Annotated in this window: 9 protein-coding genes; 3 read left to right on the top strand and 6 right to left on the bottom strand. The window is 49.8% G+C overall.

Annotated features, from left to right (window positions below):
• Nucleotides 1-5 precede the first annotated feature (5 nt).
• Complete coding sequence (locus I2I11_RS06705; protein WP_196266915.1) at nucleotides 6-491, top strand: hypothetical protein; 486 nt, start codon at nucleotides 6-8, stop codon at nucleotides 489-491.
• 194 nt (nucleotides 492-685) lie between these two features.
• Here the strand turns inward: I2I11_RS06705 and I2I11_RS06700 are convergent, their stop codons facing one another.
• On the bottom strand, nucleotides 686-1,138 hold the full coding sequence (locus tag I2I11_RS06700; protein ID WP_370582934.1) for a septal ring lytic transglycosylase RlpA family protein: 453 nt from the start codon (nucleotides 1,136-1,138) through the stop codon (nucleotides 686-688).
• Between the two features lie 382 nt (nucleotides 1,139-1,520).
• Here I2I11_RS06700 and I2I11_RS06695 point away from each other — a divergent pair, with 382 nt between their 5' ends.
• Both I2I11_RS06695 and I2I11_RS06690 read left to right on the top strand, forming a co-directional pair.
• Nucleotides 1,521-2,429, top strand: coding sequence for a DUF72 domain-containing protein (locus I2I11_RS06695; RefSeq protein ID WP_196266913.1), 909 nt, complete (start codon nucleotides 1,521-1,523; stop codon nucleotides 2,427-2,429).
• Between the two features lie 303 nt (nucleotides 2,430-2,732).
• The gene (locus I2I11_RS06690; RefSeq protein ID WP_230679945.1) at nucleotides 2,733-4,211 is read left to right on the top strand and encodes an ATP-binding cassette domain-containing protein; all 1,479 of its coding nucleotides are present in this window, start codon (nucleotides 2,733-2,735) and stop codon (nucleotides 4,209-4,211) included.
• Between the two features lie 206 nt (nucleotides 4,212-4,417).
• Here I2I11_RS06690 and I2I11_RS06685 read toward each other — a convergent pair whose 3' ends face one another.
• The 5 genes from I2I11_RS06685 to I2I11_RS06665 form a co-directional block, all read right to left on the bottom strand.
• On the bottom strand, nucleotides 4,418-5,260 hold the full coding sequence (locus I2I11_RS06685; protein WP_196266911.1) for a carboxypeptidase-like regulatory domain-containing protein: 843 nt from the start codon (nucleotides 5,258-5,260) through the stop codon (nucleotides 4,418-4,420).
• A gap of 448 nt (nucleotides 5,261-5,708) precedes the next feature.
• Nucleotides 5,709-7,793 (bottom strand): insulinase family protein, encoded by a 2,085-nt coding sequence (locus I2I11_RS06680; protein WP_196266910.1) that lies wholly within the window; start codon nucleotides 7,791-7,793, stop codon nucleotides 5,709-5,711.
• Between the two features lie 126 nt (nucleotides 7,794-7,919).
• Complete coding sequence (locus I2I11_RS06675) at nucleotides 7,920-9,254, bottom strand: M16 family metallopeptidase (protein WP_196266909.1); 1,335 nt, start codon at nucleotides 9,252-9,254, stop codon at nucleotides 7,920-7,922.
• A gap of 264 nt (nucleotides 9,255-9,518) precedes the next feature.
• Nucleotides 9,519-10,898 (bottom strand): dGTP triphosphohydrolase, encoded by a 1,380-nt coding sequence (dgt, locus tag I2I11_RS06670; RefSeq protein ID WP_196266908.1) that lies wholly within the window; start codon nucleotides 10,896-10,898, stop codon nucleotides 9,519-9,521.
• A 546-nt stretch (nucleotides 10,899-11,444) separates the two neighbouring features.
• A complete protein-coding gene (locus I2I11_RS06665; RefSeq protein ID WP_196266907.1) occupies nucleotides 11,445-13,601 on the bottom strand; it encodes an IPT/TIG domain-containing protein in 2,157 nt (718 codons plus the stop codon).
• Nucleotides 13,602-13,678: the final 77 nt, after the last annotated feature.

Raw genomic sequence — 13,678 nt, 5'->3', positions numbered from 1 at the left:
CCTGCATGAAACCAACACGGCTGCACTACAGAATAAGCGACTCGCTGGGGCCGGGGCCAAAAATGGTGGGCATTGTGGTTGTGCTGGCTGTGGCGTATCTGTTTCGTCCACACCCCCTGCTGGCTTTGCTCCTGCTGGTTATTGGGTTACTCCCTCTTTTGATACACAAGTGCATCGAATTTGATTTATACAGAGGCGTTTACAGGGTAGGTGTTTGCCTGGCCGGGAAAACTTTCGGCAGAGAAGAGCCTTACCCGGGTGTAGACTTTCTCTTCCTGAAAAAGAACAGGCACATCACGGAAACCCAGACCAGGTATGCCAGGTTCGATAACGTTGCTATCACCTTCGATGGATTTATAAAATTCGCTGACGGCACAAAGGCGCTTTTAATCAGGGTAAAGGATAAGCAGAAAGCCATACAATTCCTGGGGCGCATGGCCAAAGATTTAGAGGCAGAGGTGCGCGATTTTACCGAAGGGCATTACTACTAATATCCTGCACTTTGGCTTTTAACCCTATGCAGAGAAGTTCTTAGTGTACAATACCATATCATACTTGCCTGCCACAACCGGTTTGGCTGTCAGCTTCCGGGCAGGTATAAACGCAAAAATCGCAGCGCCTTTAGCAGACGCTGCGATTTTTGTTGAAATACAAGAGGATGTGCCCGCCTCTTTCACCGAGGCTTTTAGCCGTTCTTTGCCGTAAAGTCCTGATTCGCCTCTAAAGCGGCGCCATAATCAGCAAACTCGGTGATGTTGAACTTAAATCCTTCGGCCGATGCAATCTCGGAAGGAGTGTCTAATACCTCTATCTTCACAAGACCGGTGCCCTGGCCTCTTATTTCGAGCTTGCGGGCTGCTGCTTCTGATACATCAATGATGCGGTTGCCTACAAACGGGCCTCTGTCGTTGATGCGTACAATAACGGTTTCGTTGTTGGCGAGGTTGGTAACTTTTACCTTTGTTCCGAAAGGCAGTGTTTTGTGTGCGGCAGTCATGGCATGCTTGTCATAGCGCTCGCCGCTGCTGGTTTTTCGGCCATGATACTTGCTGCCATACCAGGAGGCTTTCCCTTTTTGGGTGCCTTCGGTTTGCGCGGATACTGGTTGGCTTAAACCGATAAATAAGGAAATGATCACTGAAAAAATGAAGCACTTTCTATTAATAAACATACAGTTAATAGTTGGTGAAGCTGCAAAGGTACAGATTTTTTTAAAAACGAGCCCTTTTACGCTAATATTGTGTTCTGGGTGTGGGGGGATACAGGCTCACAGGCTGCAGGTGCTGTAAGTCAGATATTGCAGAAAGGTGCTTTTAAAGTATATAAAGCCTTATTTTTAACTGCCTCAAGGGGAAAGCACAGCGTATAAAAAATCAATAAAAAATTTAGTGGCGAAAAGTAAAACAGCGTAAATTTAAGTTGTTTCTGGCAATGGCCGGGGGCATTGGGACTTGCAGCCGGCGCCGGATTTTACTTTGCAGGAACCTGGTCGTATACCGGTAAAAATTAACGTATAGATTATGGATTTCGGAAAGCTGGCAGACATCAGCCGCGTAGACTTTACGCTGCCCCCCGACCACCCCGACACATTGCCGCTGCTGCGCCGCTTTAAGAACGATGCCAGGCCGGATGTGCATGTCGGGTTGCCGGTATGGGTAAACAAAGCATGGGAGGGCGAATATTATCCGGCCAGAATGCCCGGCAAAGAGGCATTGCTGTGGTATGGCAGGCAGTTCAACACCATCGAGCTCAACAGCACCCATTACCATATTCCCGATCCGGCTACCATCGACCGCTGGCGGCAGAGCGTGCCGCAGGGCTTCCTGTTCTGCCCCAAATTTCCGCAACTCATCAGCCACGAGTCTGCTCTGCGCAGCACGCAAGGTATAACGGCAGCTTTTTGTGAGGCCATTGCCGGGCTGGAGGAAAAACTGGGAGATTCGTTTCTGCAACTCCCGCCCAGCTTCGGGCCGCGTCATCTACCCGATTTAGAGCATTTCGTCCGTTTTATTCCTGAAACCATACCTATCACGATAGAACTGCGCCACCCTGACTGGTTTGTGGATAACGTGGCTTCGCTGGAGCTGTTTGAACTGCTGGAAAAGTATAGTATGGGCACGGTGCTAACCGATGTGGCCGGCCGCCGCGACGTGCTGCACATGCGCCTCACCACGCCCTCTGCTATGATTCGCTTTGTAGGTAACGGCCTGCACCCGACAGACTATACCCGCATCGATGCCTGGGTAGAGCGCCTGAAAGAATGGTTTGAGAATGGCCTGCGCCAGCTATACTTCTTTGTGCATGAGCCCGATAATACAGCCTCGCCCGAACTGGCTGCCTACTTCATCAATCAACTTAACAAAGTATGCAGCCTTGCTGTAAAGCCACCCAAAAAGATTGTGCAGCCGGTACAGGGGAAATTATTTTAAGCGGATGGTGTAAAGTGCACTTTTGGATAAAGGTGTCCGCAGCAGGGTTGTTTTCAGATGCTAATTGCCGCTTCTCTTAAGAAATGCTGAGATGTGTTCTGCTGAAATAGAAAGTAAATATTAAGGGAAACACCTGATTAATTTAAAACCATCCTAAGCTTTAGATAAAGAACTGAAGCGATTGGTTGAATTCCTGCCTAAGTATGATTAAACTTGAGGTATAAACATCACTTTGGCTAAATTATGCCCGGCGCGCATCCTCTCCTCTCTCTCGAAAACATCACCGTCCGTTATTTAAACCAAATGCTGTTCACAAACCTGAACTTTCAGGTAAATGAGGGCGAGCATTGGGCTTTGGTGGGAGAAAGCGGTTCAGGCAAATCCGGCTTGCTTCAAACTATAGCAGGCAGCTACAACGTGGTAAACGGAAGCATACACCATCATTATTACCAGGAATATCTCCGGCAACATCCGGAGCACGATGCCTTCTTCACTTACCGTAACCTGTTAGCGGAGGTATCGCAAAAGCACAACTTCAAAAACCTGTCGAACACCACCGACTTCTATTATCAGCAGCGTTACAATTCCTCCGATTCGGAAGATGCCCCGACGGTAGCATCGTTTCTGTCTGCCACAGCAACCCCCGCCCTGGGCACAGCAGCGCCTTTCTGGAACTACGACAAAACGATACATACTTTTGAGCTGGATAATTTGCTGGACAAGCAACTGATTAAACTGTCGAACGGTGAGACAAAAAGGCTTTTGATTGCCGCCGCTCTGCTGAAGAACCCGCGCCTGCTGCTGCTCGATAATCCATTTACGGGCCTGGATGTGCATACCCGGATAGAACTTAACCGCATCATCAGCGACATCGCAGGCTCCGGCATTACCGTGATTATGGCAACCTCTCCTGTCGAGATTCCAGATGCTATCACCCATGTGGCAATGTTGAAGCAAAGAGAAATTGTAAGTATGCTGCCGAAAAGCGATTTTGAACCTGCGCAGGTAAAAGTATCATCTGTAGTTTCTCCTGATGAGGAAGAACTGCAGGCCTTGCTTTCTTTAAACGCTCCGGCCCGGTTTGATACTATCGTCGGGATGGAAGATGTATCGATCAGGTACGGTGATAAGCAGGTGCTGGACAAAGTAAACTGGCGCATCCGGCAGGGAGAACGGTGGGCGCTGCTGGGGCATAACGGAGCGGGTAAAACTACTTTGTTAAGTCTCATTAATGGCGATAACCCCCAATCCTATGCCAATAAAATTACGCTTTTCGACCGCAGGCGAGGCAGTGGCGAAAGCATCTGGGACATCAAAAAAAGGATCGGTTTTGTTTCGCCGGAGTTGTACCAGTATTTCCCTTACGGCAGCACCTGCCTGGAAACTGTGGAATCCGGCTTTTACGATACACTCGGCCTCTTCCGGCAAAGCGAACCTGAAAATGCAGGTATAGCCTTGCGCTGGATGAAGCTTTTAGGCATTGAACAGGAAGCTGCAAACCAGCGGCTCCGGAATGTGTCCGCCAGCACCCAAAGGTTGTGTCTGCTGGCCAGGGCGCTTGTTAAAAACCCGGCCTTACTGATCCTGGATGAGCCTTGCCAGGGACTGGACCAGCACCAGCAGCAACAGTTTAAGCAGCTACTGGACGCCATTTGCGCCCATAGCCCTACTACCCTGGTTTATGTAACTCATTATCAGGATGAGATCCCGGCATGTGTTACAAAAGTGCTGCGCCTGAAAGATGGGTTGGTTGTATCAGAAGAACAGGCAATAGACGCATAAAAGCGCATTTAGTTACGGGAAGCCTGATTTCTGTTGAGCAAGTATACCGCCACACCTTCGTCGCCAGCCAGACGACCGCTTGGTATCATAAAGCCGGACAGCTGCATCAGGTGCTATATGAAAATAACCTAAAATCTCTTGCGGGCCCACGTAGAGACGCAACATTTCGCGTCTCCTCCACTATCTTGTAGGAAGCAAGATTAACACTACTGCCTTACCGTTACGTAAGCGGAAAGCCTGCCGCCTGCTGTTGTTCGCCACTCGCCTAAACTAACGTTCCGGGCATAGATACTGCCGCCCAACACTGCACCATAGAAGAACAGGAATTTCTCTGTGTTGCGGCTGTCCGGTAAATACTCAAAACCGATAAAGAAATCATCGGCTACAAAAATTCCGTATGGTTGCAGGTCTACTGCTACCCATCCATTGCTTAACGGGAGGCGCTTTATGATGCTTTTCTCAACGAGGCGCTGCCCCGGCTGTCCGCCTGCATTTTTGTAAAAGTTAATCCTGAACGTAGCGGAATCAGCCTTCGTGCTTTTCAGATAAACGCTAGCCGATAGTAGTTCGGCGCTTTTGCCATCGATGTTTATCAGCTGCGCCAGCTCTGATATGTCGTTGTTGTTTCTGGTTTGTGCCGTGCCCATGATAAAAGGCAGTTTATACTTTACGCCAAGCTTCCGGATTTCAGGCTTTTTGCTTAGCACAAGAACTTCGCGTAGTGCAGTGGACTTTTCTTCAAGTATAAATTCACGCGTCTTATCCATTACAATAGCCTTTACCGGCATAGAAAGCTCCTGGTACCCTATGGCAGAAAAAGTGAGCGTATCATCCAGGAATTCATTTCCAAGTTTCAGTGTAAAATTCCCGTTCGCATCTGCTGCGGCGCCCACGCCCTTCTTTTTGATGCCAATGTTCACAAAAGGTATAGCTTCCTTTGATTCGCTCCTGACTACTCCCTGAATGGTGGGAGTTTGGGCATGGGCTAGTGTGACAGTGAACAACAGGAATAGTACAAACGTTAGTTTGGCAATAACAGCTTTGTGCATGAGGTTAGGTGCTTTTGGATGAAGGTTTTGATAAGACGTTGAGGGTTGCCAGGGCAGTTTGTATAGAAGATGCCTTTTGCGGCAGATGGGTTGCATTGGTTTTCTTATTATAGTGGCGCGAGCCTGTTTTCTAAGGTAAAATCTCACTCGATTGATAGCTATTCTGAACTAATTTGCTGAATTGCTGAAGTATAAGCTGCCAGAGAAACAATTCACAACAATAGAAAGGCAAGCAACTATAATTTGAAGCTTTTAGCTTCAGTAAAGTCGCAGACTTCACATCATGGTTAGGACACAAGTTTAAAAACTTGCGCCAGCGGCAGGATAAAGGTAAAGTATAAACAAAAGAAGCGGCTGACTCATTTGAGTCAGCCGCTTCTTTTGTTTTAATAACAAAGTATAAATCTTAAATATAACGTCTACTATCTAGCGTCTAGCGTCTAAAAAACTACAGTTTAAACACATCGTCGCTGATGCCTTTGTTTACTTCAACGGTCTGCACTTCGGTTTTAATCTGCTGCGGCCCCATCGAAATCTCAACCAGGTAGGGGAACTTCACGCCGTTTACCTCTTTGTAGTTGCTGTAGTTTTTGGTTTGCGTAATTACGCCCTGCGGTGATTCCAGGCTGTTTACTTCTTTCAGCAGCAAACCGGAATCTTTAGCGAAATACTGCATGGTTTTCTGGCCGTTCGGCATTGTTACTTCTATCACGTAAGCATCCTTGCCATCTACCTTGTCGAGGCCGGTTAGTTTGGATTTGATGCCCAGTTTGTCGTACTGCAGCACCGAGAAAGTGTTAGCTTCCAGCTTCTGTGCGGCCAGTTCTTCTTTGGTTATCTCCTTGTTGATGCCCTGCATCGGCGATTCTATTTTGCCTTTGTCGCCGTTGATGATCACGCGCTGCATCGGGTTGTTGTTCATCAATACCTGCACAGCAAACTTGTCGTCGCCTTTCTGCTGCTTTGTAAACACCAGTTGCATACCCTGAATTGTGGCATTGCTGGTAATGGAAAGATCTTTTACTTTTTCGATGCTGGCTTTGCCACCTATGGCTTTGATGTAATTGTCGAGCACCTGATCTGCTGTTATTCCAGCCGGCACGCCCATGGCGGCACGATCCACTTTCTCGCCGGTGGCGCTGTAGTAGGTTATACTGTTATCGTCTTTGTCGAACGGCAGCAGCTTGCCGGCTACTTCGCCGGCATTGCCCACAGCTACGATATACATGGCGTTGGGCTCGACATACTTTTGAGCTACGCGCTGCACATCAGTTGTAGACACGGCATCTACTTTCTTGAGGTAATTGGCATAATAATCTTCCGGCAAGTTGTAGCGGGCTGTGTTGATGGCGTAAACAGCCACGGTAGCCGGATTTTCCAGGCCACGGGCGAAGCTGCCAGTCAGATACGCTTTTGCGTTTTTCAGTTCCTGGTCGCTTACCTGCTCCTGGCGGATTTTTGTCAACTCGTTCATAAACTGCATAGCGGCGCTGTCGGTAACGGCGTTGCGCACGTTGGCATAGGCATTGAAGCGGCCCAGGATCTCATCCGAAGAAAGAGAAGAATAAGCACCATAGGTATAACCGTGTGCTTCGCGCAGGTTTTTGAACAGGCGGGCATCGCTGCTGCCTCCTAAAATGTTGTTCATCAGCTGTGCGGCCACTGCATCCGGAGCGCCCGGTTCTAAACCGGCAGCATTCGTAAACGACAGCACTGTCTGCACTGCACTCGGCCTGTCTACCATTACCACCTGCGTTTGCTTTGGCTGCTGTGGCAGCTCATACTTCATCTCTTTCACTTCACCGGCTTTCCAGCTTTTAAGAGATTTCTTCAGCATTTTCTTTATCTCTCTTGGCGTCACGTCGCCAACCACTGCCAGGTAGCCGATGTTGGGTTTGTAGTAAGTGTTGTAGTAGTTCTGGATGTCCTCCAGCTTGATGTTATCCACGGTTTGTTCCGTCATCAGCTCGCCATAAGGGTGATTTTTGCCATACAAGAGCATGTTGCGTGTCTGGCTGGCAATGGCATCCGGATCGTCCTTCGACTGTGCGAGTCCGGCCTGAAGTTGCTTCTTTACTTTATCCAGCTCTTCCTGCGTAAACTTCGGGTGCAGCAGGGCATCGGCGGTCAGGTCGAGCAGGGTGGGCAGGTGCTTTTTAAGTGAGGAGGCGCTGAAACCGGTAGAAGAAAAGCCTAAATCCGCACCAATAAAGTCTACCTGCTCGTCAAACTGGTCTTTGCTGCGGCTGGTGGTGCCGGTACGCATCATCTGGCCGGCAGCCTGCACGTAACCGGCCTTGTCGCCTTCCAGAATTGGGTCACGGTCCAGCACCAATTGCATTGATACCACGGGTTGCTTGTGGTTTTCGACCACGTATACTTTCAGGCCGTTTTTTAGTTGAAAGCTTTCATACTTGCCCAACTCAATTTTGGGGGCCGGGCCGGCCGGTGGCGGAGTATTCAACGATTGTGCCGGCGCCACATACACCAGCGCTACCGCCAGAAACAAGGTACTATATATTTTTTTTATCATGATTGCTTTTTTAAGGATACAAGTATCAGGACACAGGACTTTTTGTGATCTTAGGAATCTGGTGTTGCTTTCACTCATCAGATCAGAGTATACAATCTTGCGTCTAACGTCTTATGTCTAAAATCTCTATTTCGGTTGGGCTGATTTCGGAAGGTAATGCAGCACCACGCGGTTGTCTTTGGTCAGGTACTGCTTGGCTACGCGCTGAATGTCGTCTTTCGTCACCTTCATGTAGCGGTTCAGTTCCGTATTGATCAGGTTGGCGTCGCCGTAGTATACATGGTAATCGGCGAGGCTTTCGGCACGGCCTGCCACGGTGCTGTTCTGCTGCACAAAGTTGCTTTCTATCTGGTTGCGCAGTTTCTGGAACTCACGGTCGCTGATAGGCTCTGTTTTTACGCGATTGATCTCTGCATCCATCGCCTGCTCCAGCGTATCCACATTCACGCCCATATTGGCGATGGCGAAGGTCAGAAACAGGCCCGGATCTTCGGTCGGGAAAGGTATGGAAGAGGCAGCTACGGCTATCTGCTGCTTATCTACCAGTGCCTTGGGCAGGCGCGCACTCTCGCCGCCTGATAGCAGTGTGGTCAGCATCGACAGGGCGTAATAATCTTCAGTGCCCTGCTCCGGAATATGATATGCCTCGATAACGGCCGGCAGCTGAATGTTGTCATATACCGTTTTGCGGCGCTCTTCTGTTTGCTTTGGCTCCACCACGGTCGGGCGAGGAATTTCCTTCGTGCCCTTGGGAATGCCTGCAAAATACTTCTCGATCATCTGTTTGGTAGAGTCGATGTTGATATCGCCGGCAATAGAAAGGGTCGCGTTGTTGGGCACGTAGAAAGTATGATAGAAATCGCGGAACTCGTCGATTTTAGCATTGTTCAGGTCCTCAAACGTACCAATAGGCATGTTGTGGTAGGGATGTTCTTTGAAAGCCAGCGCAAAAACGTTCTCGCCTATGGTGCCGTAGGGCTGGTTGTCGATGCGCTGCCGTTTCTCTTCCTGCACTACTTTGCGCTGGGTTTCCACGCCCGTTTCGTCTACTTTGGCGTGTTTCATACGCTCGGCTTCCATCCAGAGACCCAGGGCAACCTGGTTACTCGGCAGCAACTCGTAATAATACGTGCGGTCGAAGGAGGTATTAGCGTTCAGGGCGCCGCCTGCGTTCTCCACCATCGCCATGTACTGGCCACGATCTATGTTTTCGCTGCCTTCAAACATCAGGTGCTCAAAAAAGTGTGCAAAGCCGGTGCGGCCTTTCTCCTCGTTTTTAGAGCCCACATGGTACAGCACCGACACTGCTACGTTGGGCGTGGAATGATCGGGGCTAAGGATAACGTGCAGGCCATTCGGGAGGTCATACTCCGTAAATTTGATTTCGCTGCTTTTCGTCTGGGCCATGGCCGTAAAGCCGGAGGCGCAGATCAGCAGGCCAGTTAAAAACTTGCGTTTCATGTGTTTAAATTGATGTAAGAAAGATGTGCGGTTTTGTACCACGCTAAGTTGTTGGTATAATCCAATGTATAAAATTAGTTTAATACATTGGATTATACCAATTCCAGTGCCAGAAGCCGGCAGTTATTCTGCTATCCCTGCATGAAAGCAGACCAACCAGCCTTTTTTATAGATGAACATGAAGTGCCAGACCCCTTCATGTTAAGTATAGAGGTAGAAATATCAACCTTTTTCCTGCTCGGAGTTCCGATGTTATGGCTTGTGTTAATACATGCGCGGCAGCTCTATTCCTTTAATTTTCCGGTAGAGGTTTATGGCGGCCTGATCAGTGAGCCCGGCTACAAAATCGGTGATATGGATGATGCGCTCGTAATCAGTGGCTCCGTCAGGCAAGTGGATGAATTGCGGCGGAATGAGTGCGGCCAGCTTGCGGTGGCGCATCGATTCAGGTTTAAATACGGCCTTAATGCAGGCATCCAGCAAACCTCCGAGCACTTCGAATCCGGCAGCTTCAATCTCCAGCACCGGGCGGTTCTGGTAAATCTGCGAAACCGACAAGTCCCTTATTTCATCCAGCACCGGCTTGCATGTTAGTTCATTGATCAGGGGTTTGTCGTAGGTGCCGGCCAGTATTTCCGGCTCGTGTTCCAGAAATACTTTCGTTGTTTCCTCTATCAGTTTGCCGATGATGCGGGCACGCAGGTAGCCAATCTCTTCGCGCCAGTCATAAAAGGTGAGGCTCGACTTGCGGCCGGGCGCATCATTCAGAATGCGACGGAAGAGATCCATGCCTTGTTCCTGCGGTATCAGGCCCAGTTTCAGGCCATCTTCAAAATCGATGATGCGGTAGCAGATATCGTCGGCGGCTTCTACCAGGAAGGCAAGCGGGTGACGGTGGTAAAATACTTCTTCCGGCTTGCCTTTCGGGAGCAATTCTAACTCCTGCGCAATGGTGTTAAACCAGGCTTTTTCTGTCTGGAAGAAGCCATACTTCTTCTCGCTCGTATTTTTTGTGCCGCTTATTACAGGAAGCGATTCTTTGGGATATTTGGTAAAAGTAGCCAGTGTGGTATAGGTTAAGCTAAGGCCGCCGGGCAGGCTGCAGTGGGCAGGGTAAGTATAGGTGAGCACCCGGAACCCGGCCGCGTTGCCCTCAAACCGGGCCAGGTCGTCCAGTTCGGCGGCTGTTAAAGCAGTTAAGTATGGCTGCGCCTCTTCGCTCTGGAAGTAAGCCGAAATAGCATCCTCACCGGAGTGCCCAAAAGGCGGGTTGCCGATGTCGTGGGCCAGGCAGGCCGCGGCTACGATATCGCCGAAATCAGCTTCCTGTATGTTCTTTTCATGCGCCAGGGCGGGGTGGCGCTCCAGTATACTTTTGCCCACAATACGGCCCAGCGAGCGCCCTACCACAGATGCCTCCAAACTGTGCGTAAGCCGGTTGTGTACAAAATCGCTCTCGGGCATGGGCATTACCTGCGTTTTGTTCTGCAGCCTCCTGAAAGCCGGCGAAAATACAATACGGTCATAATCACGCTGAAACTCACCCCGCACCGACTCGTCTATGGTTGTAGTATGCTTTTTATCGGGAGTATCGTAACGCTTCTTCGAGATAAGTTTGTCCCAGGTGGTGGTGGTATGTGGCATAAAAGCGTATGTTAAGTATAAAGTCTTTGTTGTGCTGGGTCCGGATTCTTTCCCAAATATAGCTTTATGGCTATTACGGTGCTAAAATCCGGTGCGTTAGTTGCGTAGTTTTTACAGCCGCTGCAACAGAAAAGTAAACCGCCATGTTACAAAATGCTGTGTTTTGTGCAGTACTTTAAGCTTCTGTTTGTTGTTTAAGGCAGCTTTATAACTTTATGCCTACATCCTGAAGTATAAAATGCCTGTTGCAGCCCTGCAATAAAAGTCCTTGTGAGGAGGCGTACATAACCCGAATTTTGCCCTATACTATGTTACAGGCTTTTCCAATCTATAAAACAAACTTAAACTCAGACCTGTAAAACCGCACCGCCCGGAGGATAGTGGCAGAAAGGCAGGCATGGCAATGCTGCGAAATACTTTTCTCTCTGTGAATGTCTGTTGCAGACCAACTACCTAAGGCCGTTGTGTTTCCGGAAGGCGGATTATAAAAGTGCCGGGCAAGTATAAGTTATACTTGCCCGGCACTTTTATGACTGGGTGCTGTGCTTATAGTTTTAAGACTTTTACTGAGCCGGTTTTGCCTTTTTCCTGCCACTGCAGGATGTAAAGACCCGAAGCCAAGCCTGTTAGATCCAGCTTCACGGGTAGGTTTACATCTGTGAAATTAATGTTCTCCTCCCGTACAAGAGTGCCCGTCATGCTGTATAACTGCACTGTTACGGTGGTACTGCCCTGCACAATGTACTCAAGCATTGCAAAATCGTCTTCAGGGTTAACCGGATTCGGGAAAACAGTAAGCCTGCGTAAATCTGCGGGGTTGATGACCCTATACCTTGGCGAGAAGCTTTCGCTGCCATCTTCGTATACCACCCGCAGGCGATAATAGCTGATGCGCGGTAGTGGCTCCGGATCAACAGCGCTGTACTCCAGGAACCCGCTTTCAGGGCCTTTGGCGCTTATCTGGCCCGGCACATCCTCCCAAGTAAGGCCGTCAGGACTGCGTTGTACCACAAAAGAGCTGATATCCTGTTCATTGTTGGTTGTCCAGTTGGTAACTACCTGGCCGTTCTCAAAAAGCGCTTCGAAAGTATAAATCTCTGGGGCAATGTTACAATCACCGTCGAGTTTGGCTTCCATTGGCTGCTCTCCGCAGACATTAGGTGCCAGGCTGCGGACCATTACCAGGTTGCCGCCCGCAATATCCGCAGCACTGAGGTCGCGCACCAGCGACTCAAACTCCACCGCATAGTTCATTACGCGGGGTGTGGTGCTGCCGCGCGGCAAAATAACATGGCCCAGCTGGTGGGCATGGCCCAACTCGTGCAGCATTACTGTCTGGAAATCATACTGGCGGTTTACGGGGCCGCCGGGGCCATACTGCCAGGTAATATTGCTGTTGATATCCATGTCAAACTCCTTTACCCAGAACAGGGTGTCGGTGTCGGTACCGCAGCCTTCGTAGCGGCTTACGGTGCTGGCCAGCACGCCCGCCCCTATTTCAGAGCCAGGTATAAACCGGATGATGTTCAGGTCGTCTTCCGCAGCCTTTTCTATAGTAGTGGTGCCTCCGATTTTCCAGTTGACGGTAGTCGTGCAAACCCAACTGTTCATGGCCCGCCGGAAACCTTCCTGTGCGGCGTTGTTGTTCTGCATACTGGGCGCAAACTGTATGGTGTAGCCGCCGTCATTGTCTTTGTCAATCAGGATAGGCTGAAAGGCGCGCCCCTCGAAGTTGATGTTGGAGTAAGCAAATTCAAGTACAAGTTCATCGTCGCTGATGGAGGAGGAACCGCTGTTGGTAGTAACCCGTATTTCGCCGGAGCCGGCGGTGCCTTCCTCAACACCGGCTGATGGGATAAGTAACCGTATCTGGGTATCTGACCAGGACAAATAAGCCTTGTCCAGTGGTTTTACAAAGGTCTGGCCGCCATCGTCGGCATTCCGGAACTCTACAAAGCCATCGCCGCGGCGGCTGCCGAAGTTGTCCCCTTTTATAGTCAGTATAGCATTGGTACCGGCGGTGCTCACCTTTGGCGTGAAGCTGGTAATAACAGGTGCGAGCGGTGATTGCTGTGCCTCCCGGCGCTCTGTCTGGTTTTGCTGCGCCTGTCGCAGCCGCTCGTTGGTGGCTACGGTGCGGTAGCCGGCGCCGGTGTGGGTGGTAACTGCCGAATAAACATCCTGCACCGAGGCGTAAGCATTAAACACATCCGTGGCCTGGTTGCGTGCCACATCATACTGTACAAACCCCTGCTGATTGCCATAAGCCTTTACTGTCAGGTTTTTGCCCGCGGCAGGTGTGTTGTGTAATTCCTGTTCTTTTTCAAGGAAGAAAATACCCTGTTCTCCTTTGCTCAGTTTCAGGGCAGCAGAAAATACGTGCATTTTCAGGCCTACTGTTCCTCCCTGGGTAATTACCTCCAGTTGCTGCGCCTGTACCTGGCCTTTAAATACTTTGTAAACGTTGATGATGTTGGAAGTATAAATGTTTTCATGGTGGGCATCCCAGAAAGACTGCTGAGATACGACCTCGCCTTCCACAATAACATCAGAATGCCGGACACGCTCCTCCACGGAAAGGGGAATTAGCTGAGACCGTTCCTGGGCCAGCACACAGGGGGCAGACAATAGCAGTAAAAACGCCAGTAGCAGCCGGGTTCTGGAAAGCATGGCGCCGGTAAATGCAGCGTAGAAGATGAACATAGAACTGGTATAGGTTTAAGGATGAATGCTATACAGCACTGGCGCGGGGGCTTATGCCAGATTCTTTTTACTTACGT

The organism is Pontibacter rufus (genome assembly GCF_015694705.1).
GTDB lineage: Bacteria > Bacteroidota > Bacteroidia > Cytophagales > Hymenobacteraceae > Pontibacter > Pontibacter rufus.
The sequence above is the reverse complement of the archived record's forward strand: the minus strand, read 5'-3'. Positions and strand labels throughout refer to the sequence as shown.

Bases quoted from the DNA above. Each gene is read 5' to 3' on its own strand.
- dgt (WP_196266908.1), bottom strand. From the start codon at position 10,898: ATGCCACATACCACCACCACCTGGGACAAACTTATCTCGAAGAAGCGT.
- I2I11_RS06675 (WP_196266909.1), bottom strand. From the start codon at position 9,254: ATGAAACGCAAGTTTTTAACTGGCCTGCTGATCTGCGCCTCCGGCTTT.
- I2I11_RS06665 (WP_196266907.1), bottom strand. From the start codon at position 13,601: ATGTTCATCTTCTACGCTGCATTTACCGGCGCCATGCTTTCCAGAACC.
- I2I11_RS06685 (WP_196266911.1), bottom strand. From the start codon at position 5,260: ATGCACAAAGCTGTTATTGCCAAACTAACGTTTGTACTATTCCTGTTG.
- I2I11_RS06690 (WP_230679945.1), top strand. From the start codon at position 2,733: ATGCTGTTCACAAACCTGAACTTTCAGGTAAATGAGGGCGAGCATTGG.
- I2I11_RS06695 (WP_196266913.1), top strand. From the start codon at position 1,521: ATGGATTTCGGAAAGCTGGCAGACATCAGCCGCGTAGACTTTACGCTG.
- I2I11_RS06705 (WP_196266915.1), top strand. From the start codon at position 6: ATGAAACCAACACGGCTGCACTACAGAATAAGCGACTCGCTGGGGCCG.
- I2I11_RS06680 (WP_196266910.1), bottom strand. From the start codon at position 7,793: ATGATAAAAAAAATATATAGTACCTTGTTTCTGGCGGTAGCGCTGGTG.